The organism is Rhizobium sp. 05N49 (assembly GCF_056396805.1).
The window spans coordinates 159,006-181,053 of the sequence record NZ_JBFTME010000012.1 but is presented as its reverse complement, the minus strand read 5'-3'; the positions used below and the strand labels follow the sequence as shown (position 1 = coordinate 181,053).

Here is a 22,048-nt window from a genome sequence, read left to right as displayed (position 1 = left end):
TTCAGCCCGGTTTATGAAGCCGAGGTCTGCCGTTGTCGAAGCTCTTGCGTCCACTCTTCCAACCGGCAACGACGCGGGCGATCTCGCGCACTGCGGTATGTGGGCCGGGGCTGTCGAGCAGTACGATCGTGGCTTCGGCGCCTGCCTCTAATCGTCTGACGCTGCCGAATTGACGTGCCGCCGCCTCTGTCACCATGTTGAAGACCAGCGCCATATCCTCGTCTCGCGAGAGCTGGGCGACGTTGGCATAGAGATTGGCCATGCGGATCAACGAAGCGTCACCATAAGGAGTGAAGGGATTGAGCACGTTGTTGGTCGCAATGGAGGTCACGACGCCGCGGCTTGCCAGCAGGTGAGCGGGCGCGACTCCGCGCGGAACCAGCCGGTCGTGACCGCGCCCGTTCAGAAACAGATCGGTGGACGGCAGGACGGAAAGCGCAATGCCGGCCTCAGCCAGCCTATCTGCAATGGAGACGATCTCCGCCTGTGACATTGCCGAGAGGTTGGTGACGTGGCCGATCGCAACGCGACCTTGCCAGCCGTGACGGAGTGTGGCGTCGATCACCGCCGGCAAATCGGTCCGCTCGGGATCGAGGCTGAAATCGAGATGGAAGTCGATTGGCACGTCATGCTTGAGCGCGAGTCCAAAGACCATCTCGATGTGCTTGTTGGGATCCGGATCCGTATAGGGACAACCGCCGACCAGATCTGCGCCGTTGGAGAGCGCGTTGTCGAGCATGTCCGATGTCTCGGGCTCGTTTGTCAGTCCGTCCTGGGCAAAAGCGCAGATCTCGATATCGAGCGCGAAGGCGTAGTCTTCACGGATACGTTTGATTGCTTCGAAGGAACGGAGGCCGGCGCGAGTGTCGATCTCGACGAAGGTGCGCATACGCGTGGTGCCGTGCGAAATTGCCTTCTCGACGACGCGGGCCGCGCGGGCATAGACATCGTCTTGCCTGAAGCTCGCCTTGGCCCTGGCCGTCTCCCGCACGGCCTCGGCAAGCGTACCTTCGCAAATCGTGCAGCGGTCGAGAATACAGGCCTTGTCCAGATGGATATGCGTATCGACAAACCCGCCGAAGGCGAAGGCGCCCTCGCCATCGACGCTTTCGATCGCCTCGCAACCCAAGCCGGATCCGATGTCAGCGATCCGGTCCTCGCGCACGGCGATGTCGACGAGAGCACCATTTTCCTCGATGCGGACATTGCGGATAATGAGATCAAACAATGAGACAGACGTCACAGCGAAATTGCTCCCCCGTCGCTGCGTGGGTCGTGAGCACCGTCGATTGCCCCGTCTTGCGTGATGCGGATTATGCCGGCTTGGCCGCCCAGCGGGCTGAAACTGTTGATCGTCGAAATCTCATGGCCCATGGCGGCAAGTGCGGCGACCGTTTCGGGGCCGGCATTCTCCTCGATCTTCAGACTGTCCCGACTGTCGGAGAAGGTGCGGCCGAGCAGGAAGCGTGGGCGGGAGAGCGCCTCGGATGGATCGAGGCCGTGGTCGATCAGCAGGCTGAGGAGCAGCGACAAGGTCTGCGGCTGTCCATCTGCCCCCTGCGTCCCATAGACGAGGTGAGGACGGCCGTCCCTGAGCGCCAGGCCGGGATTGAGCGTGTAGAACGGACGCTTGCCGGGACGGATGACATTGGGGCTGGCACGGTCAACGCTGAAGGCTGCGCCCCTGTTTTGCCAAAGGATACCGGTATCGCCGACGACAACGCCACTTCCCCAATCAAAATAGAGGCTCTGTAGCAGCGAAGCACAGCGTCCCCTGTCGTCGACAGCGGCGAGCAGGGCCGTGTCACCGTGTCGATAGGGCTCTGGCCAGGGCAGCGCGCGGCCGGGATCGATTGCCGCTGCCTTGGTCGCGAGGCGCCCCGGCTCAAGCAGCTCTAACGAAACATCGGCCGAATAGCGGGGATCGGCGATGCTATGCCGGTCGAGAAAGGCCTGCTTCACCGCCTCGACAAGCCTATGATAGAAGCTTGCGCTATCCGGTGGAAAATCCTCCATCGGCAGATGGTCGAGCACGCCCATGATCCCGAGCGTGGTTATGCCCTGGGTTGGCGGAGGCGGGGCAAGCAGGATGGTATCGCGATAGCTCTGCTTGATCGGAGCCGCCATCTCCGTTCGTGTTGCGGCGAGATCGGCTGCTGAAAGCGGTGAGCCGGCTTCGGCGAGCCCCGTTGCAATCCGCCGGGCGAGCGCACCCTCATAGAATTCGCGGCTGCCGTGGCGGGCGATCGCCTGAAGGGTCTTGCCAAGCGACGGCTGACGCTGAATGCCTGACGCTTGGAAAAGACCCGCGAATCCCGGCCAGTTGTCCAACTCGCCACGGCGGAAATCATACCAGAACGCCTGTGATCGGCTGACCTCGAATCCGTCTTCCGCAAGGGCGATCGCATCGTCCAAAAGGCCCGACAAGCTCTCCGAGCCCAACCATTCGACAGCGGAATAGGCAAGCACCGTCTGCCAGCTGTCGACGAGGCAGGCCGTCGTCAACGTGGAGCCGGCGCCCCGCAGCGGGATATCTCCATCCGGAATAATGCTTGCTGCCTGACCTATGCCGAGGAATGTCTGCGCCTTGCCCGCCTCATCGGCCACCAACCAGACCGCATCACCGCCAAGCCCGCAGAAATGCGGGTAGGTGACCGCAAGCGCAGCGCCGGCGGCGACCAGCGCCTCGATGGCATTGCCGCCGCGCCGCAGGACTTTGGCCCCGGCTTCGCTTGCAAGCCAGTGCGGCGTCACGATCATGGCGCCGGGCGATGTGCCGGGCTCCGCACCTTGCTTGCCGGGAGACGACATCAGCGGATCACCGCGCCGTTTTCGGCCACCAGGCGGCCTTCCTTGAAGACACGACGCGGCTTCGGAATGGCGACAACGGCCTCCGGCACGTGTTCCGCCGCGAGCGTGACGAAATCGGCCTTTGCGCCGACGGCAATGCCGTAGCCTTCCAGCCGCAACGCTTTGGCACCGCCTGCCGTCACGACATCGAAAGAAGCGCTGAGTTCCGTATCGGTATAAAAACCGGAGCGGTAGGCGATGATCTCTGCCCGGCGCAGCATGTCGCCGTCCCCGAAGGGCCACCAGGAATCGCGGATATTGTCGCTGCCGCTGAAAACATTGACGCCGGCGGCACGCAACAGTGCGACCGGCGGGAAATTGTGATTGCCGGGCGCGTTGGTCATGATCGAGACGCCGCTCCTGGCGATCAGGGCGGCAATCTTCTTTGCTGCCTCCGGTGCGAGATCGCCGAGACCATAGGCATGGCTGACGGCGACGTGGCCCTGCATGCCAAGTGCGGTCGTGCGAGCGCAAATCTCCTCGATCGTCATGGCCCCGAGCGTGCCTGCGTCATGAAGATGGATATCGACATCGACGCCGCGCCTTTCCGCGATACCGAAGACGACGTCGAGATGGCCCTTGATGTCGCGGTCGAAGGACAGCGGATCGAGACCGCCGACAAGATCGGCACCCATCGCGATTGCCTCGTCCATCAGTTCCGGCGTGCCCGGGCTCTTCAGGATACCGCTTTGCGGGAAGGCAACGAGCTGGATGTCGATGATGCCGGCATATTCCTCACGCACCTTCAGGATGGTTTCGAGCGACTTCAGGCCGACCGATCCATCGACCATCACGTGGCTGCGCATCTGCAATGCCCCGTTCGAAATGCAGAGGTCGAGCTGATTGCGGGCGCGCTCATCCATGGGCGCTGCGGCAGCCATGTTCTCAGCCTGAAAAGCGACGCGTTCATGCACGTCGAAACCGTTGATGCATGGTTTATGCGGGATCCACCTGTCGCCGTAGAAGCTGGTATCGAGATGGATATGACCCTCGACGAAGCTTGGCACGACAAGGGCTCCACCGATATCGACGACATCTTTCACGCCTTGGCTGGAGCCCGTCTCTCCTATCGCCGTGATCCGGCCGTCCTGCACCACGATATCTTTCAGCGTACCGTCGGCAAGCTTTGCGTTGGTGAAGACTGTTTGTGTTGCGCTCACTTGTGTTTCCTTTCCCGTCAATTCTGGTCCGGCCCCCGTTTGTGCGGTGGCCGGCCGCTTTTTGGCAATGGATGATCAGTTCTGCGGCAGCGTACCCTGCACGCCGTCGATCAGCCATGTCATGCCCTTGATGTCATTCTCGGAGAGTTCCTGACCGGAGGCGACCTTCACCTTGCCGCTCTGGTCTTTGATCTCACCCGCAAAGACTTTCAGCTTGCCGGCAACGATGGCATCCTCGGCCACCTTCATTTCCTTGGCGACGGTTTCAGGCAGTTCCGGGCTGCTCGTCGTCATCTTGACGTAGCCGCCTTCGCCAAGCCCAAGCCAGGTGCTTTCCGGCTTCCAATTGCCCTCCATGACAGCCTTGGCAGCACTGATATGGGCCGAGCTCCAGTCGAGTTCGTAGGAGACAAGCTGTTTCTTCTTCACGTAGCGAGAGAAATCGCCGGTATTGCCGATTGACCAGACGCCCTTCTCCTCGGCGGCAAGGCCCTGAACCGGCGTGTTGGGGCTACCCGAGAGAACGTCGGCGCCTTGAGCCACGAGGGCGGCGACAGCATCCTTTTCCTTGGCCGGATCGACCCAGGCATTGGCCCAGACGACCTTGACGACGACATCGGGATTGACGCTGCGTGCCCCGAGAAGGAAGGCATTGATGCTGTAAATGACCTGCGGCACGGGGAAAGCGCCGACCCAGCCGAGTACATTGGACTTCGTCATACGGCCGGCGGCAATGCCGGTCACATAGGCGCCTTCATATTCGCGGGCTTCGAAGACGCCGAGATTGGTGCCGGCGGCAATGCCGGCGCAGCATTCGAAATGCGAGTTCGTCATCGTCGGCGCGAGCTTCTTCAGCGAGGCATATTGCGAGAAGGTGGTACCGAAGATCAGCTTATGGCCCTGGGTCGACAGCTGGCGGAACAGCCGCTCGCAATCCTGGATCTGGGCGATATTTTCGAGGGCGGTGACCTTCACCTTGCCCGGGAAGGCACTTTCCAGGGCACGCCAGGCATTGGCCTGGAAATATTCCCAGCCGGTGTCGGAAATCGGACCCATGTGAATGACACCGACTTTCAGCACTTCATCGGCGGCGAGAAGCGGGCGGACACCGGTTGCTGCGATCAGAGATCCGGCTGCTGCCGTCTTCAGGAAATCGCGTCTGGATTGGAATTTCATCTTCAGTTCCTCTCTTGTTGTGTTTGTATGCGGCATCGAGGTTCAGCCTCCGGCGACGAAGGGCTGTCCAAGGGAAGCGGGGACGTTGAGACGCATCAGCGTCGCGTTGCGTGAGATCAGCACCAGCACGAGGATCGTGACGAGGTAGGGCAGGGCGGACATCAGTTCCGAGGGCAGGCCGATGCCAGCGCTTTGTGCAAAGAGTTGCGCGATCGTCGCGCCGCCGAAAAGATAGGCGCCGAGAAAGCATCGGCCTGGGCGCCATGTGGCGAAGACCACCAGCGCGACTGCGATCCAGCCTCGTCCGGCAATCAGCCCCTCTGTCCAGAGCGACGTATAGACGATCGAGATATAGGCGCCTGCGACCCCGGCCATCGCGCCGCCGAACAGTGTGCAGAGATAGCGGATCAGCACTACCGGATAGCCGATGGCATGGGCCGAGGAGGGCGCCTCACCGACTGCCCGGACGATGAGGCCGTACCGGGTGCGGTAGAGAAAGAACCAGACACCGGCAAACAGTGCCCAGGAAAGCCAGACCAGCGGATGCAACTGTCCGAGGACGATGCCAAGTAGCGGGATTTTGGATGCGAGCGCAGAAAGCGTCGACGGCTCCATGACAATCGCCATGCCGACATAGCTCTTGCCGATGAAAGAGCCGAAGCTGGTTCCGAAAATGGTCATCGCCAGGCCGACCGCCACCTGATGGGCGCGAAAGCTGACGACCAGCACCGAGAACATCAACGCCAAAACCATGGCGGCAAGCATCGCTGTCATCACGGCGAGCCAGAGCTCACCCGTCGTCTGCATAGTGATGAAGGCGATGACCGCGCCGACCACCATCATGCCCTCGACGCCCATGTTGAGCACACCGGAGCGCTCGGTGACCAGCTCTCCAAGGGCTGCATAGACGAGCGGCGTACCGGCGATCAGTGTGGCAATCAGAATGGGAAGAATCTGGCTCATCATACCGTGACGCCCTTTCTGCCGGATGTCTTGAAGCGGATACGGTGGTGGACGAGGACATCGGCCGTCAGCAGGAAGAAGAGCAGTGTGCTCTGCAACAGGCCGGTGATGGAGGAGGGCATGCCGAGCGACATCTGGGCGAGATCGCCAGCGAGATAGAGCAGCGCCATCAACAGTCCTGACAAGAGGATGCCGAGCGGGTTCAATCGGCCGAGATAGGCGACGATGATCGCCGCATAGCCGTAGCCGGGTGAGGCATTGGGAAAGATCTGCGCCAAAGGCCCGGCAATCTCGCCGACACCCGCCATGCCGGCAACTGCGCCGCTGACCAGCATGCCGATCCAGACCGCGCGCGTCACGCTGAAGCCGGCGTAACGCGCTGCCCCCGCAGACAGGCCGGTGACCTTCAGCTGGAACCCGATGAAGCTGCGCTTCATGAGGATCCATCCCATGACAACGGCGATCAGCGCGAAGATGATGCTGGCATTCATGCGCGTGCCTTCAACGAGAATCGGAAAGAGGGCAGCCGGCGCCAACGGCTCGGACTGTGGGAAATTGAAACCGGCCGGGTCGCGCCAGGGGCCGAAGATCAGCCAGGTCAGCCAGAGCCCGGCGACATAGTTCAACATGAGGCTGGTGAGGATCTCGGACGCATTGAAGCGAACACGCAGAAACGCGGGGATGGCCGCCCAGATCATGCCGCCGATTGCTCCCGAAATGACCATAGCCGGCAGCACCGAGAGGCCACCATCCGGGCCGAAATGCAGGGCAACATAGCCGCCGAAGATGACGCCTGCGGTCAGCTGTCCCTCGGCGCCGACATTCCAGATGCCGGCACGGAAACCGATCGCAAGACCGATGCCGATCAGCACCAGTGGTGCCGCCTTGATCAGCAATTCGCCGACACCATAGAGATCGGCGAGCGGCGCCGTCAGAAAGGTGACGAGCGCGCCAAGCGGTTCGAGGCCGGCCGAGGCAAAGATGACCATCGCGACACTTGCGGTCAGAACAAGCGAGATCACCGGCGACAGGAAAACCATCAGCGTGGAGGGCTTCGGGCGTCGCTCAAAGCGCATCGGCCATCTCCTTTTCCATCCTGCTGCCGGACATGGCGAGGCCTATATCGTTGCGATTGGCGTCTGCGATCGCCGTTGCCTCTGTCAGTCGGCCGCCGGCGATGACGGCGATGTGATCGGCAATGTCGAAGAGCTCATCCAGCTCTTCCGAGATGACGACGATTGCGGCGCCACGCTCGCGCAAATCGAGCAACGCCTGGCGGATGACGAGCGCTGCACCGACATCGACGCCCCAGGTGGGCTGCGAGACGATGAGCACGCCTGGCTCCTGGAGGATTTCGCGTCCGATGATGAATTTCTGCAGGTTGCCGCCCGACAGACTGCCGGCAGGCGCTGCCGGTCCAGGGCAGCGGACGTCAAAGGCCCTGATGCAGCGTTCGGCAAAGTCGAGGAGGCGGTCGAAACGGATAAGGCCGGCCTCGACGGCGCCGCCGCTATTGGCGGTGAGCAGCACATTCTCCGACAGCGGCAATGAGGGAACAGATCCCTGCCGCAGCCGATCCTCGGGGACCGAGCAAAGGCCGAGTTTGCGCCGTCCGGCCGGATCGAGATGTCCCGCCGGAGCGCCGTCGATGATAATGGCGTCCCTTCTTGCAAGACGGGTTTCGCCGGAGAGTGCGGCCAGCAATTCCTGTTGGCCATTACCGGAGACCCCGGCAATCCCGAGGATCTCTCCACCCCGCACCGATAGCGTAATACTGGATAGTATCGTGCCGAATGGGTCGGCAGTCGGCAGATCAAGACCGTTTACGGCAAGCCTGACGGCACCGGCAACGCTCCGCGTGCGCTGGCGATAATCGGCAAGGTCCGTGCCGATCATAAGGCGGGCCATCGAGGCCGGGCTTTCCAGCGATGGATCGCACACACCGGTGACGCGGCCGCCCCGCAGGATCGTCGCTTTATGGCAGAGATCCCTGATCTCATTCAGCTTGTGGCTGATGTAGAGGATGCTGCAGCCCTCTTCCGCGATCTGCCGGAGCGTTATGAAGAGCTTCTCGACCGCTTGCGGCGTCAGGACGGAGGTGGGTTCGTCGAGGATCAGCAGGCGCGGATTCTGCAGCAGCGCGCGGATGATCTCGACGCGCTGTCGCTCGCCGACGGACATGGTGTAGATATGCCTGCCAGGCTCGACCGGGAGGCCGTAGTGGGTCGCGACATCGGCAATCCTGCCGGACAGTATTTCGATATTCTGTTTGCCCGGCAGAGCGAGAGCGATGTTTTCTGCGACCGTCAGCGTATCGAAGAGCGCAAAATGCTGGAACACCATCCCGATGCCGAGTCTCTGCGCGTCGGCAGGTGAGGTGATGCTCACCTCCCGCCCATCCCACAGCATGTCGCCGGAGTCGGCATGGACCATCCCATAGATGATCTTCATAAGCGTCGACTTGCCGGCACCATTCTCACCAACGATCGCGTGGATCTCACCAGGATTGACGCGGAGTTCGATCCCATCATTGGCAATGACGCCCGGATAGGTTTTACCAATGCCTCGGAGCTCCAGACGGCATTCCGATGATGATGACGCAGTATGCGGCATGAGCAAAATCCAGGCTACATGATCTTGGAAATCAAGTATGCAATATGGATGCCAAGACGTATCGCAAGCGGCGACATCGAATTCATAAAGGACTAAGCATAGGAATTCATTGCGAGAAAAATGACGACGAGGCCATGCTCACTGCAAAGTGCAGCTACTGATCTGGAAGATAGGCAACCAGATCGCGTCTACATAATGATCATAATATTGTATACGTGATTGAAAAATTGGCAGCTCAGCCGGCTGCGCGGTTGGAAAATCGCGAGAGAATCGAACCGATGTCAGCTTCCACGGCAAGATCGTCTTCGATCAAGGCGCGGCTTTCGACGGACGACAGATGTTCGTCCATCAGCTGTTCCGCTGCGGGCAGGTCGCCCTTCTTCAATGCGCCGATGAGACCGGAATGTTCACTGATAGCGCATTCGCTGGAATGCGGCCGGCTATACATGGCAAGGATCAGCGAGCAGCGGGAGACGAGCTCGGAGAGGTAGCGCTCGAGCAAGGCATTCCCTGACAACTCGGCAAGCTTCAGATGGAATTCGCCCGCAAGACGGGTCGAAAGCCGCACATCCCCTCTGGCGTGAGCGGCTTCCTCTTCCTGCACATGCTCTCGCAGCAGCTTTTCGATTGCAGGGTTCCAGCGCTTTATAACCGCCTTCATCACCTCCCGCTCGAGCGCGCGTCGGACGGCGAAGGCGTCGCGGGCCTCATCGAGGCTCGGCTGGGCCACAGTGGCAGTGCGCTTGTGGTAGGTGTCGACCAGTCCCTGGGCTTGCAGCTTGGCCAGCACGGCGCGCACCAGCGTGCGGCTCATCGAAAAATGCCGGCCGATCTCGTCTTCAGGAAGCTTGGTGCCTGCTTTCAGCGCCTGCTCGATGATGGCCTGACGAAGGGTGCGATGGGCTGTATCTACCCGATCGGAATTGGAGGACATGTGATTTCAGAGGCTCGTTTGATTTTGTATACGTTAGCGCGCTGCCAAGGATACAACAAGCCGATACTTGTCGTGTAAACGCGGTGATGCCGCATTGAAATAGTCCGGATCGGACGGACGCTTATTCTCTTCTGAAGGTCAAATTTCCCAGCTTATGGAGATCAAATGCGGGTCTTCGGCGCAATCGTCAGCTCCGAACCATAGGCGCCGCGCATTTCCGTCGCCGCGGATGGATCGCGGTCGTCGGCCTTGTGCAGAAGCGTGGAGCGATAGCCTTCCGCATGACTGCCTTCGATCAGTGTCACATCGGCATTGCCCGGATTATCGGAGCGCTCGAACCATTCGACGCTGTGATGCAGAAAATTCATCTCGAAGGCACGATTGGTGACACCGTGGCCGACGATGATCACGGTGTCGTTGCCGCTTCCGATGTCATGCATAACAGTTTGCAGAAACAGCCGCACCCGCTGGGCAACGTCCGCCCGGCTCTCGCCATCCGGCGGACGGGCGTAGAATTTGCCGCTGTTGTTGCGCAGCCGCGCCCATTTCTCAAATTCTTCCGGAAACTTGCGCCGCTGCTCGGCCCGGTCATAAATCTCGGTGAACAAGCCGAAATCCTGTTCCCGCAGCAGGTAGTCCTCATGCACACCGCCGATGGCGCTAGCAGGCGAGGCCTCGATGATTGCGTCCTTCGTCTGGCGCGTCCGCAGATATGGCGAATGCCAGATGGTTGCCTTCCGCGCAGCAACGGGCAGCGCAGCCAGAGAGTCAGCGATCCTGCGCCCCGCTGCCAGCGCCTGCCGATAACCCCATTCCGTCAGCGGAACATTATGATCGCCGAACTGCCGGTAGGCGCTCTCGCTGATGTTGCCAAGAGATTCGCCGTGTCGAACGAGAAAGATGTGCATGGCCGTCCGTTCATGCCGAAGATCATGCATCATGACGGGCGCGCCGGCGCTGCGCAATGGCTACGAATTGGTGGACGAACTCCCCCAACAAAGCCTGCGTTCGTAGCTGCCGTCCGATTGACGGACGGCAGCATCTTCGAGGCAGGTCAGGGCAAAGTGTGTCCTGCGGCCGTAAACAGCCGATACCATTCCTGGCGGGTGAGCGAGACAGAAGAGCCGGCTGCGGCTTCGACGACACGTTCCGGTTTCGTGGTGCCAAGGACGACCTGGATTTTTGCCGGATGGCGGGTGATCCAGGCAACGGCAATACCTGTCGGGGTGACGCCGTAAGCCTTGGCGAGTTCGTCGATGACATCGTTCAGATCGGCAAAGTTTTCGCGGTCGCCGAGGAATACGCCGTCGAAAAAGCCCTTCTGGAATGGCGACCACGCCTGCAGCATCATGCCATTGATGCGGGAATAGTCGAGGAGACCGTTGTCGCGATCGACTGACTGGTCAAGGCCGGCCATGTTGGCTGCGACGCCTGATGCGATCAATGGCGCGTGCGTGATGCTGAGCTGTACCTGGTTGACGATGAGTGGCTGCGTCACCGCAGTTTTAAGAAGTTCGACCTGGCCAGGCGTGTGGTTGGAAACGCCGAAATGGCGTACCTTGCCCGAAGATTTGAGCGTGTCGAAGGCTGCGGCAACTTCCTCGGGCTCGACGAGCGTATCGGGACGATGCAGCAGAAGCACGTCCAGATAGTCGGTCTTCAGCGCCGCGAGCGATTGATCCACGGAGGCCAGAATATGCTCGGCGGAGAAATCGAAAAATCCCTTGCGGATGCCGACCTTGCTCTGGATGACAAGCTTTTCCCGTTCGGCCGCATCAAGTGAAATTGCCTCGCCAAAGCGAGCCTCGCAGCGATGCGGCGTGCCTCCATAGATGTCAGCATGATCGAAAAACGTCACGCCGGCGTCCCGGGCCGCCCCAACGAGCTGCTGAATTTCGCCGTTGCTCATGTTTGGGATCCGCATCATTCCAAGGATGATGCTCGACACGTCGAGGTCGGTTTGCGGAAGCCTGTAGAATTTCATGATGAATACCTCGGAGGTTGGGAAATAACTAAATAGTTATCTGCTTATTATGCGAACGACGGCCGCATGGCCAGCCGAAGCTATTGTTGTCAGCGATCAATGGCATCGAAGATTCGCTGATGCCGGCCTCGGATTCGGTCGCTCCCTTTGGACGAACCTCCCATGATAGGCTAGAGATTGCCATGCTTCCGCAAGGACATCGGCTGTAAACTGGAGGAAATGCGTGGCGGATCAGGCAAAATTGGCGGCGTCCCGTCGGGCTGCGCAGCGGGTGACCCTGCGTACCGTGGCGAAATCGGTGGGCCTCTCCGTCACGACTGTCAGCCGTGCTTTGAAGGACGGGCCCGAGGTCAACCGGGAGACGATCGACCTCGTCAAGAAAGCCGCATCCGATCTCGGTTATCGACCGAACCTCGGCGGCATAAACCTGAAAACGGGCAAGACACATGCCGTCGGTGTCATCATGCCGTTCCAGCGGGAGGGCGAGATGAATATCGTCGTCGCTTCGCTGATCGAGGGTTTTTGCGGCGCGATGAAACGCCTGGGCTACCGCACGACCGTTGTCCCACAGTTTCAGGCAGACGATCCGCTGACAACGGTGCGGGATCTCGTCGAGGAAGGGACGGTCGATGGCGTCATTCTCACCCATACGAGACCCCAGGACGATCGGGTGAAATATCTGCTGGAGGTCGGCATGCCCTTCGTCACCTTCGGGCGCACTGAGTTGCTGAGCAAACATCCAAGTATCGACATAGACCACGAGGAGATCGGCGCGGCGGCTGCGGCGCGTTTGCTCGATGCAGGACACAAGGCACCGCTACTTGTCGCGCCTTCCAGCCAGTTCACCTACAGCCTGCAATTCATCAAGGGCTGGACGGCTGAGTTCAATCGCCGGAACCAAACCGTTCCCGACGAGCGGATGTTCTTCACCGCAACCACCCCTGACAGCGGCAAGAAGATTGCCGTGGATGCGCTTGCCAAATACCCTGATGTCACCAGCGCCTTCGTGGCAAGCGACGAGGCGGCCCTTGGCTTCGTTTCCGGTCTCGCCGATCTCGGGCGAAAGGTCGGCGAGGATTTTTCCATACTGACCTATTCGGGCAGTCGGCTTCACGACTTCTACAACCCGTCGCTCAGTACCTATTATTTCCCGAATTTCCTCATCGGACAGCGCCTGAGCGATCTTCTCTACAGGTCGATGCAGGGCGAGGCTGCATCCGGCCTGATTGAGATCGTCCGTGCCAGTTTTGTCGAACGCCGCAGCGAATTCAACCTTCGCTAAAAATCCCCCGGAAATTCCTCGCAGGTCAAGTCGTTCGTAACGTTACGAATTCGGCTGGCGTTGTCGCAAGGGAAATAGAAATCCAAAGGGAATGCCGTTGACACAATAAGCCACGCCATGCATTCGTAACGTTACGAATTGCCTTTTGAAGCGGAGGAGCGCTCCAGAGGGCGAGAAAATACGCTGCGAAATGATGGGAGGACGGCGTGGGTGCTCAAGCGCTTTTTTTCGGCTCGCCAATTTGGACGTTTAACTGGAACCCGCCTTATGCGGCACCTCTGCGCCGGCTGGCTGCCACCGGCTGCAAAGGTTTCGAGCTGACGGCGTGGTCCGTCGACATGCTCGGTTATTACACCGACGAGACGATCCGCGAGCTCAGGTCGATCGCCGACGGCGAAGGTCTGACGCTGACCAACTTCTTCTACAATCTGCCATTTTCACGCGACGATGGCGCGCCGGCCTCGCGCGCGGACCTGGATGCCTATAAACGCGGCGTCGAGCTGGCGGCAAAGATCGGCACACCGATCATGACAAGCATGACGCCTTATCCTTTCCAATCGGATATCCGGCCGATCCTGCAGCGGCCCACCTCCCAAGAATGGTCCGCCGCCGTCAGGCCCGAATGGGATTGGGCTGAGGAATATGAGGTCGTCGTGGAAGGCTTCGCCGCCGCTTGCGGCCTTGCCGCGGATGCCGGGCTGCGTGTCGCCATCGAACCGCACCCCTATCGCTGGGTAAGCTCGGGTCAGGGAATGCTGCGATTGATCGAGCGCACGGGCGCACCCAATCTCGGACTCAATTTCGATCCAAGCCACCTCTTTCCAGCGGGCGACATGCCGCATTACGTGGTGCTGCAGCTTGGAGACCGGATCTACAACACACATTTCTCCGACAATGAGGGGCACACCAATGCCCATTGGCGCCCCGGTCGCGGCAAGATCGACTGGAAGGCGATTTTCGCGGCCCTGCGCACAATAGGCTATTCGGGACCGATAACCCTGGAGCTCGAGGATGCGCCCGGCGCGTCGCACTGGACCCATTTCCGCGAAGCCACGCCGGAATTCGATTCCGAAATGAAGCGCGGCATCCGCTACCTGCGCGACTGCGCTGCCGAACTCGACATCATCATCGCCTGAGGAACCAAAATGAGCGGGAACAACCCTATGAAAGTCGGCATTGTCGGTGCCGGGAATATTAGCGCCACTTATGTCGCGACGCTGCATATGTTCGATTTCATTCGCGTGAAATCGATCTACGACCTCTACCAGGAACCGGCGCGCAAGCTTGCCGAACAGTTCGGGGTGCAGTCGGTGTCGCTCGATTCAATGCTTGCCGACCCCGAAATCGGCCTCATTATCAACCTCACCACCCCGACCGCGCATTATTCCATCAGCAAGAAGGCGCTGCTTGCCGGCAAACACCTATACTCCGAAAAGCCGCTCGGGGTTTCGATGGAAGAAGCCGAGGAATTGATGGCGCTTGCCCGGGCCGGCGATCTGCGGCTCGGCTGCGCACCCGATACGTTTCTGGGCGGCGGCCATCAGTTGACGCGGCGTCTCTACGACGAAGGCCGCATCGGCACGGCGATTTCCGCAACCGCCATGCTGCTTCTGCCGGGTCACGAGCATTGGCATCCCAATCCGGCATTCTTCTACGGTCGCGGCGGTGGGCCGATGCTCGATGTCGGCCCCTATTATGTCACCAATCTGATCGCCCTTCTCGGACCGGTTCGCGAAGTCTTCGGCGCTGCCAAGGTCACCCGCATTGAGCGGACCGTAAAGACGCAGCCACGTTTCGGCGAGACGATCAAGGTGCTGACGCCGACGCATCTGACCGGTGTCATGGAGTTCCATAGCGGTGCGACGGTGACGATCGCCACGAGCTTTGACGTCATCAAGCACAAGCACAACCAGATCGAGATCTATGGTTCCAAGGGCTCGATGGTAACGCCGGACCCAAACAACTTCACGGGCAAGGTCGAGATCTTCACCGAAGGCGATGAGGCCTGGGAGGAGGTGGCAGTCGATCATCCCTACGTCGAAGGCGTTCCCGGTCATCTCGGCCTGAGAGGACTTGGTGCAGCCGAAATGGTGGATTCACTGCGCTCCGGCAGGCCGCACCGCGTCTCGTCGGAACTCGCTTTTCATGCCCTCGAGGTGATGACCGCCTTTGAACGATCTGCACAGTCCAAACGGCCGGTCGCCATCCGCAGCAGCTGCGGTCGTCCGGATCCAATTCCGAAGCATCTGAAGGAAGGCAGTTTCAGTTAGAACTCTCTCCCGCCGGCCGGGCGATGCGAGAATGCATCGTCCGTCGAGGAGAGGAGAGTTCAGACGGCTGGATGTCTATCGCTGCTTCGGCCTTGTTGCCGTCTTCTGATTTGCGCGCTTTGGTGCTGGCTTCTCGTCGGCCAGTTCTTCCGACGCCATGTGAGGCGTTGCCGAGCGGATGTCGTTGGTGATTGATTGTGCTGCCGCGATCACCGCCTGTCTGATGTCCGCTATGCGCTTTTCGTCGACGCCTGTGACGAAGGGAACGCTGACGGCTGCAATGACCGTATCCTGATGATCCCGGACGGGGGCTGCGATCGCGTGAACGCCGGACATCTGCTCCCCCATGTCCCGCGCCCAGTTCTGCTTCCGGATCAGCGCAAGCTCGTCAAGCATCTGCCTGGGGTCAGTAATCGTCTGGCTGGTGAAGCGCTCGAGCTTGGTCAGGCGACGCTCAATATCCTCCTGCAGTGAAAAGGCGAGCAGGATCTTGCCGGCCGCGCCCGCATGAAACGGCAGACGCTGGCCGGCCGTCGCCGACAGAGCATATTGGCCATGCCCCTGCGCCGAGGCGACGACCAGAATATTGTCGCCGGATGGTACCGTCAGCTTGCTGCCTTCACCCAGGAGTTCCGAGATCTTGTTCAGATGCGGCTGCGCGATCGCCAAGAGATCGTAGCTCGCAACGGTCGGGGCGACATGGGCAGCAAGGGTGAGCAGGCGCCGCCCGAGCGTATAGCTTCCCGCCGGTGAACGGTGCACGAAATCGTAGGCGCTCAGCGTGTTCAGCATGCGGTAGACCGTGGTGCGCGACAGCTTCACGGCCTTCACAACGTCGCGGATCGTAGCACCTTCCGGCGTGCGCTCCAGGAGCGCAAACACCTCCACCATCTGCTCGATGACGGGGATGCGATATTTCTGCGCGGCGTCTTCGCTAATGTCGGTCATGAAAATCCTGCCAGGCCCATCGGGGCAATGCTTAGCCTTCCATAAGCAATGCGTGGAGTTCACGCAATCGCGGCTCCTTTCGATTGACTCCGACACCTGAATGCCGATAAATTCTTAAATGAACTTATATCAGTTCAAATAAGAAACGTCACGTCGATTTATCCTCGGCACGACGTTCCGAGAAATGCCGGATCAGGAGGTTCGGCAGGTGGCTGCGCCAGCGTGCGCTGTGCAACGGAAATACGGAGGAGGATGCAATGAAAAGTGTGAAATCGATCGGACATGTGGCCGTCAGTGTGAAGAACATCGACAGCTCGCTCGACTTCTATGTCAACAAGCTGGGCTTCGACGAAATGTTCCGGCTCGAGCGTGACGGCCGCCTGTGGATCGTCTACCTCAAGATCACCGACACGCAGTTCATCGAACTGTTTCCCGAGGGTGTTGGCGACGGCGCACCGCCATTTGCCAATGTCGGCTATAACCATCTGTGCCTCGAGGTCGAAAATATCGACGAGGCGATCGCCGACATCACCAGCCGTGGCGTTGTGTTGACGGCCGAAAAGAAGCTCGGCGTCGACAACAACTACCAGGCCTGGATCGCCGATCCCGAGGGCAACCGCATCGAACTGATGCAGCTTGGCGCAGACGCCATGCAGACGGCCGCTGTTCGCCGCATCAACGGACGGGCCTGAGCCATGGACCTTTTCAAGCATCTCGGCCATATCGCCTTGCGCGTCAACGACCTGGATAAGTCGCTCGCATTTTACCAGAAACTCGGCTTTCGCGAGATGACGCGTCTGCTGAACGATCAGGGCGAAGCGTGGATCGTGTATCTGCGCATCAACGACGATCAGTATTTGGAGCTTTTCCCAAAGGGCGTAAGGCGGCCGGAAACCGCCCCTGACACTATCGGCATCTTCCATATCTGCCTCACCGTCGAAAATATCGACAAGACGTTCGAAGAGCTTGCAAAAGTCGGTATTCAGCCCAGCCAGCCAAGGCCGACCAAAATCGGTATCGATGGCAATCGCGGTGCCTGGATCGAGGATCCTGATGGCACGCAGATCGAGGTCATGGAAATGGCGCCTGATTGCATTCAGCTGCAGGCCATCAAGAGGCTGCATGCTGAATCAGTCTAAATGGACTGTATTGCCTTAACGGCAAGGATTTAAGAGAACCCGGCAGTCACCTGCCGGGTTCTTTCGTCTGTCGATCTCAGAAAATCTGGTCGTAGGCGTCCTGCATCGCCTGAACGAACTCGTCATCCGTCCGCTTCGGATCGCTCCAGTATTTATCGGCTTCCTGCCAGATGGTGCGATACCAGTCGGCGTCGGCCATATTGAAGGGGTTGGAAACCTGCTTCGTCGGATCTTTCAGCGTTTCCAGAACGAGCTTGTTGCAGGCATCGAGGTTCGTCGTATCGGCGTCGGTACGAACGGGGCTTGCACCCTTCTTCAGCACGAAATCGGCATTGAGCTTCGGATCGACATCGAGCTTGGCAAAGTCTTCCYGGGCTTTTGCGGTGTCGGCATTGTTGGTGTTGAGGAAGCCCCAGGAATCGACGGTGACGACGACAGCCTTGGTTCCCGGAATGTTGATGCAGTCGAAATCCTCGCCGAGCTTCTTTTGCGCGGCCATGAACTCGCCCTTCATCCAGTCGCCATGGATCTGCAGCAGGGCCTTTCCGGTGATGACCAGATTGGTCGTGTCGTTCCATTGGCGATTGGGTGAGCCCGGATCCGTGTGGTCGGCAATCTGGCGGAAACGCTTAAGAGCCGCCCGCATCTCCGGCGTATCGATCACGGTGCGGTCGGGCTTCTCGCCGTAGAAGCGATTGTAGATATCGGGGCCCTCTTCCGAGGCGATCAATGCCTGCAGCAGATAGGCCTTCTGGAACTGGTCGCCGCCCTGGGCGATCGGGATGTAGCCGGCGGCCTTGACCTTGTCGAAGGCTGCAAAGAGATCGTCGAGCGACTTCCAGGATTTCGGGTCGACGCCGGCCGCTTCCGCGACATGTTTGTTGTAGTAAACCATGCCGTCGATATGCACCGTTGCGGGAGCCTTCATGATCTCGCCGTCGACAGTGATGTTCTTGAGAACCGAGGGCGGGAAGTTCTTCGTTGCGCCGATGCTGTCGAACAGCTTGGTGAGCGGCACGCCGAGACCCTGCTTGTTCAGATCCCGATAGATGCCGGGATCGGAGTTCATGAAGATCGCAGGCGGATTGCCGCCCGTGATCATGTTCATCAGGCTTACGTTGGCCCCGGAGTCATGGGCAATGGACAGGTCTTTCCACTGGTGGCCGTCCTTGGCCCACGCCTCCCTGAGAACGGTGAGCGCCGCAATCTCTGAGGGTTTGGACCAGGTGTGATAGACGACGACTTCGTCTGCCCAGGCGCTTGCAGCAAGAGTGGTCGCGGCAAGCAACAGTGATAGTCGTTTCAGCGATTTCCATTTTGTCATGCATCATTCCTCCCTTTTAGATCTGATCAGAGCCGCTGGCCGGTCGGAGCGTCGAAGACGTTCAATTTGGTCAGCGGCAGATAAACGGGCAGAGCCTGCTGGCTGCGATAGCGATTTGCGTCTCGCCCATCGATGCGCACGGCGATGCTCTTTCCCGACATCGTCAGGAAGGCGAAAGCATCTGGTCCGGATTTCTCGAAATATTCGACCGGGCAATCGAAACGGACGGTATTTCCCGCATCCTGGCGCTCCTCGATCAGAAGCTCCTCCGCCCGGAAGCCGATCTTCACAGGCTTGCCTTCGGCCGCCTTCGACTTCCACTTATATTCGCCGAGATCGATGCGGATGCTGTCCTTCTCATCCACGGCAACGAGATCGCCGCCATCACGCCTGAGGGTGCAGTCGAGCAGGTTCATGGCCGGCGACCCGACGAAATCCGCAACGAAAAGGTTGGCCGGCTCATTGTAGATCTCATCCGGCGTGCCGAATTGCTGGATGACGCCCTTGTTCATCACGGCGATCTTGGTGGCCATGGTCATGGCCTCTACCTGATCGTGGGTCACGTAGACGACGGTATTCTTGAGCTGGTTGTGGAGCTTCTTGATCTCCATGCGCATCTCGTTGCGCAGCTTGGCATCGAGGTTGGAGAGCGGCTCGTCGAACAGGCAGACGCCGTACTGTTTGACCAGCGCCCGGCCGATCGCCACACGCTGGCGCTGGCCGCCGGAAAGCTGCGAGGGTTTGCGGTCGAGCAGATGCTCGATCTGCAGGAGCCTGGCTGCCCAGGCGATCCGCTTATCCGCTTCCTCCCGCGAAATGCCGCGGGAAGAAAGCCCGAAATTCATGTTCCCACGCACTGTCTTGGTGGGATAAAGCGCATAGGACTGGAAGACCATGGCGAGGCCGCGATCCTTGGGGTCGAGGTAACTGACATCCCGCTCGTCGATGAGGATTTCTCCGTCGTCAATCTCCAGCAGGCCAGCCAGGAGATTGAGAAGCGTTGTCTTGCCGCAGCCGGAGGGCCCGAGCAGCACAAGAAACTCGCCGTCACCAATGCTGAGGTTCAGGTTCTCGATGACCGTCAGCGCGCCGAACTTCTTGACTATATTGTTGAATGCAATGGAAGGCATGCCTCTATCCCTTGATGGCGCCGGCAGTGATGCCCTGCACGAAGAACCTGCCGAGAACGAAGTAGATGACGAGCGGCGGCAACGCGGTGAGCAGTGCGGAAGCCATATCGACCGCATAGTTCTTGGCGCCTGTCGTCGTGACGGTGATGTTGTTGAGTACGACCGTCATCGGTTGCGTGTCCTGCGCGCCGAATGTTAGGCCGACCAGGAAGTCGTTCCAGATGCCTGTTATCATCAGGATCAGCACGACGATCATGATATTGCCCGACATCGGCAGGACGATCTCGAAGAATATCCGCCAGAAAGAGCCGGAATCGATCATAGCGGCGGCAATGATCTGCGGTGGCATTCCCTTGAAATAATTGCGGAAAATCAATGTGAGGAAAGGCATTGATAACACGCTGTGAATGACGGCTATGCCGAATGTCGTGCCGTAGATATGCAGCGCGCCGGTGATCTTGATCAGCGGATACATGATGATCTGGAACGGCACGAAGGCGCAGATGAAAAGCACGAACAGGAAGCCGTTCGCCCATTTGACGTTCCAGAGTGCCAGACCGTAGCCGGTAATGATCGACAACGAGATCGTCAGAACCAGGCTGGGAGTCAGAATATAGAGTGAATTGACAAAGCCGATGCGCACGCCGTTGCAGTTCATGCCCGAACAGGCCTGCATCCAGGCATAGGACCAGGCATCGGTCGTCCAGGGCGAGGGCAGGGAGAATATCTGTCCCTCGCGAATCTGATCCATCGTCTTGAAGGACGTGACGACGATGACATAGAGCGGCACCGCAAAGAAGGCAGCCGCCATCAAAAGGAACAGGAAGATCACCACCCGGCTCGGCCGGATCAGCGGACGCCGACGCACCCTGGTCTCGCGGCCGGATTGCGATGCGGCTGATATCGCCGTCATGCCTCCCTCCTTTGCCTGATGGCGGTGATGATGACGAGCGGCAGGAACAGAATGAGCGTCGTCAAGAGCATGACGGTGGCACCCGCGGACGCGAAACCGAGGTTCTGCTTCTGCCAATAGGCATCGATGACGAAATAAGCAGGCATGACCGAGGCGCCGCCCGGTCCACCATTGGTCATGGCGACGATGATGTCATAGGCCTTCACCACGCCGATGCAGAGCAGGATGATGCAGGTCAGGAAGGTGAGTTTCATCATGGGAATGATGACCTCGATATAGAGCCGCCAGAAGGGCACGCCATCGAGGCGCGCGGCCTGCCAGATCTCGGTATTGATAGACTTCAGGCCTGCGAGCATGAGCGCCATGAAGAAGCCGGTCGATTGCCAGACCGCCGCCAGAATAACGCCGAACATGACGGTGTCCTGACTTGCAAGCCAGTTGAAGGAGGCGCTCTCCCAGCCCATCGAGTGCAGCACATTCTCTACGCCGAGGCCCGGATTGAAGAGCCAGCGCCAGACGAGGCCGGTGACGATCAGCGAGACGGCGAGGGGATAGAGAAAGACGGTGCGGAAGACGCCCTCGCCATGCACTTCCTTGTCGATCAGCGCTGCCAAGATGAAACCTGTAACGATCGACAGCAGGCTACCCACAGCAAAGATGACGAGGTTCTGCAGCGACAGAATCCAGGACGGATCGTGAAACAGCCGCCAGTACTGCTTCCAGCCGACCAATTCATAGTCGGGAAAGCGTCTGGACGCCGTGAAGGAGAGATAGACGGTCCAGCCTATCGCCCCAACGAAAAAGACAAGCGTCAACAGTGCCGCAGGCGCAACGGCCAGATGCGGGGTGACGCGGCTCCATCGGATTCCCATGAGCCTCCTCCTCAGGTCTTCAGCGCTCTGCTCCTCCAGATCGCTGCGCTCCTGTTTCTTATATGAACAACATCTAGTTCATAATAGATCAACTATAGGAATCAAATAATCGCGATGTCAAATGACAATTGGCTGCGGCCGCAGCTGTTGCTCGCGCTGAAGTTGGATCGAGTGGCGATCTTCGGATCGTCGATCATTCGAAGAATGCACAATAGTCCTCCCCGAGACCCCGTCTCGCCTGTTCGGGCAGAAGATCGATACGTATGCTTGGCCGGTCGATCACATCGACAAAACCATCCTTGACGATCGTCTGCGGCAGCCCTCCGGATCTCCGATCTTGTATTCGAAGGCGATGAAGTCACGGGGCAGGGTGGCGCGGACCTGAATAGTGCCTTGAGGCCGAGCGAACCATTCGCCGTCCCATGGGGCGCCATCATGATCGAATGCAGATCGACATATTCAGCAATCCATTTGAGTTCGGCGATGCCGC

20 protein-coding genes are annotated in these 22,048 nt (G+C 59.6%); 5 read left to right on the top strand and 15 right to left on the bottom strand.

The annotated features are described in order from the left end of the window. Nucleotide 1: 1 nt before the first annotated feature. The 10 genes from AC1DF8_RS23430 to AC1DF8_RS23385 all read right to left on the bottom strand — a co-directional run bounded on the left by AC1DF8_RS23430 (nucleotide 2) and on the right by AC1DF8_RS23385 (nucleotide 11,680). The gene (locus tag AC1DF8_RS23430; protein ID WP_478155273.1) at nucleotides 2–1,243 is read right to left on the bottom strand and encodes an amidohydrolase family protein; all 1,242 of its coding nucleotides are present in this window, start codon (nucleotides 1,241–1,243) and stop codon (nucleotides 2–4) included. Further along, nucleotides 1,240–2,811, bottom strand: a complete 1,572-nt coding sequence (locus AC1DF8_RS23425) for a gamma-glutamyltransferase family protein (protein ID WP_478155272.1) — start codon at nucleotides 2,809–2,811, stop codon at nucleotides 1,240–1,242. The genes AC1DF8_RS23430 and AC1DF8_RS23425 overlap by 4 nt, the downstream gene beginning before the upstream one ends. Further along, the gene (locus tag AC1DF8_RS23420; protein WP_478155271.1) at nucleotides 2,811–4,010 is read right to left on the bottom strand and encodes an amidohydrolase family protein; all 1,200 of its coding nucleotides are present in this window, start codon (nucleotides 4,008–4,010) and stop codon (nucleotides 2,811–2,813) included. The genes AC1DF8_RS23425 and AC1DF8_RS23420 overlap by 1 nt, the downstream gene beginning before the upstream one ends. A 75-nt stretch (nucleotides 4,011–4,085) precedes the next feature. After that, nucleotides 4,086–5,186 carry a BMP family ABC transporter substrate-binding protein gene (locus tag AC1DF8_RS23415; protein WP_478155269.1) on the bottom strand — a complete coding sequence of 367 codons (1,101 nt, stop codon included), beginning with the start codon at nucleotides 5,184–5,186 and terminating at the stop codon, nucleotides 4,086–4,088. Nucleotides 5,187–5,228: 42 nt separating this feature from the next. Next, complete coding sequence (locus tag AC1DF8_RS23410) at nucleotides 5,229–6,152, bottom strand: ABC transporter permease (RefSeq protein ID WP_478155267.1); 924 nt, start codon at nucleotides 6,150–6,152, stop codon at nucleotides 5,229–5,231. Then, the gene (locus AC1DF8_RS23405) at nucleotides 6,149–7,225 is read right to left on the bottom strand and encodes an ABC transporter permease (protein ID WP_478155265.1); all 1,077 of its coding nucleotides are present in this window, start codon (nucleotides 7,223–7,225) and stop codon (nucleotides 6,149–6,151) included. The genes AC1DF8_RS23410 and AC1DF8_RS23405 overlap by 4 nt, the downstream gene beginning before the upstream one ends. Further along, the gene (locus AC1DF8_RS23400) at nucleotides 7,215–8,762 is read right to left on the bottom strand and encodes an ABC transporter ATP-binding protein (protein WP_478155263.1); all 1,548 of its coding nucleotides are present in this window, start codon (nucleotides 8,760–8,762) and stop codon (nucleotides 7,215–7,217) included. Before AC1DF8_RS23400 ends, AC1DF8_RS23405 begins: the two co-directional genes overlap by 11 nt. A 235-nt stretch (nucleotides 8,763–8,997) precedes the next feature. Next, nucleotides 8,998–9,696, bottom strand: a complete 699-nt coding sequence (locus AC1DF8_RS23395) for a GntR family transcriptional regulator (RefSeq protein ID WP_478155261.1) — start codon at nucleotides 9,694–9,696, stop codon at nucleotides 8,998–9,000. A gap of 161 nt (nucleotides 9,697–9,857) precedes the next feature. After that, on the bottom strand, nucleotides 9,858–10,604 hold the full coding sequence (locus AC1DF8_RS23390; RefSeq protein ID WP_113117004.1) for a phosphoglycerate mutase family protein: 747 nt from the start codon (nucleotides 10,602–10,604) through the stop codon (nucleotides 9,858–9,860). Between the two features lie 146 nt (nucleotides 10,605–10,750). After that, nucleotides 10,751–11,680 (bottom strand): aldo/keto reductase, encoded by a 930-nt coding sequence (locus tag AC1DF8_RS23385; protein ID WP_112545447.1) that lies wholly within the window; start codon nucleotides 11,678–11,680, stop codon nucleotides 10,751–10,753. A 223-nt stretch (nucleotides 11,681–11,903) separates the two neighbouring features. Here AC1DF8_RS23385 and AC1DF8_RS23380 point away from each other — a divergent pair, with 223 nt between their 5' ends. The 3 genes from AC1DF8_RS23380 to AC1DF8_RS23370 all read left to right on the top strand — a co-directional run bounded on the left by AC1DF8_RS23380 (nucleotide 11,904) and on the right by AC1DF8_RS23370 (nucleotide 15,232). Continuing rightward, a complete protein-coding gene (locus AC1DF8_RS23380) occupies nucleotides 11,904–12,962 on the top strand; it encodes a substrate-binding domain-containing protein (protein ID WP_112545446.1) in 1,059 nt (352 codons plus the stop codon). A 206-nt stretch (nucleotides 12,963–13,168) separates the two neighbouring features. Then, on the top strand, nucleotides 13,169–14,098 hold the full coding sequence (locus AC1DF8_RS23375; protein WP_478155258.1) for a sugar phosphate isomerase/epimerase family protein: 930 nt from the start codon (nucleotides 13,169–13,171) through the stop codon (nucleotides 14,096–14,098). 9 nt (nucleotides 14,099–14,107) lie between these two features. Next, entirely contained in the window at nucleotides 14,108–15,232 is a 1,125-nt protein-coding gene (locus AC1DF8_RS23370) for a Gfo/Idh/MocA family protein (RefSeq protein ID WP_478155256.1), read from the top strand. Nucleotides 15,233–15,307: 75 nt separating this feature from the next. Here the strand turns inward: AC1DF8_RS23370 and AC1DF8_RS23365 are convergent, their stop codons facing one another. Further along, nucleotides 15,308–16,180 carry an IclR family transcriptional regulator gene (locus AC1DF8_RS23365; protein ID WP_113014160.1) on the bottom strand — a complete coding sequence of 291 codons (873 nt, stop codon included), beginning with the start codon at nucleotides 16,178–16,180 and terminating at the stop codon, nucleotides 15,308–15,310. A 257-nt stretch (nucleotides 16,181–16,437) separates the two neighbouring features. Here AC1DF8_RS23365 and AC1DF8_RS23360 point away from each other — a divergent pair, with 257 nt between their 5' ends. Both AC1DF8_RS23360 and AC1DF8_RS23355 read left to right on the top strand, forming a co-directional pair. Continuing rightward, the gene (locus AC1DF8_RS23360) at nucleotides 16,438–16,872 is read left to right on the top strand and encodes a VOC family protein (RefSeq protein ID WP_113014161.1); all 435 of its coding nucleotides are present in this window, start codon (nucleotides 16,438–16,440) and stop codon (nucleotides 16,870–16,872) included. A 3-nt stretch (nucleotides 16,873–16,875) separates the two neighbouring features. Beyond that, the gene (locus AC1DF8_RS23355) at nucleotides 16,876–17,319 is read left to right on the top strand and encodes a VOC family protein (RefSeq protein ID WP_113201806.1); all 444 of its coding nucleotides are present in this window, start codon (nucleotides 16,876–16,878) and stop codon (nucleotides 17,317–17,319) included. A 76-nt stretch (nucleotides 17,320–17,395) separates the two neighbouring features. On the opposite strand, the gene AC1DF8_RS23350 is transcribed toward AC1DF8_RS23355, so the two are convergent. The 4 genes from AC1DF8_RS23350 to AC1DF8_RS23335 are packed head-to-tail and all read right to left on the bottom strand — an operon-like array spanning nucleotide 17,396 to nucleotide 21,558. Then, nucleotides 17,396–18,643 carry an ABC transporter substrate-binding protein gene (locus AC1DF8_RS23350; RefSeq protein ID WP_478155253.1) on the bottom strand — a complete coding sequence of 416 codons (1,248 nt, stop codon included), beginning with the start codon at nucleotides 18,641–18,643 and terminating at the stop codon, nucleotides 17,396–17,398. Between the two features lie 26 nt (nucleotides 18,644–18,669). Beyond that, a complete protein-coding gene (locus tag AC1DF8_RS23345; protein ID WP_478155251.1) occupies nucleotides 18,670–19,773 on the bottom strand; it encodes an ABC transporter ATP-binding protein in 1,104 nt (367 codons plus the stop codon). 4 nt (nucleotides 19,774–19,777) lie between these two features. Beyond that, a complete protein-coding gene (locus AC1DF8_RS23340; protein WP_112545439.1) occupies nucleotides 19,778–20,686 on the bottom strand; it encodes a carbohydrate ABC transporter permease in 909 nt (302 codons plus the stop codon). Further along, entirely contained in the window at nucleotides 20,683–21,558 is an 876-nt protein-coding gene (locus AC1DF8_RS23335) for a carbohydrate ABC transporter permease (protein ID WP_112545438.1), read from the bottom strand. The genes AC1DF8_RS23340 and AC1DF8_RS23335 overlap by 4 nt, the downstream gene beginning before the upstream one ends. Between the last annotated feature and the right edge of the window lie 490 nt (nucleotides 21,559–22,048).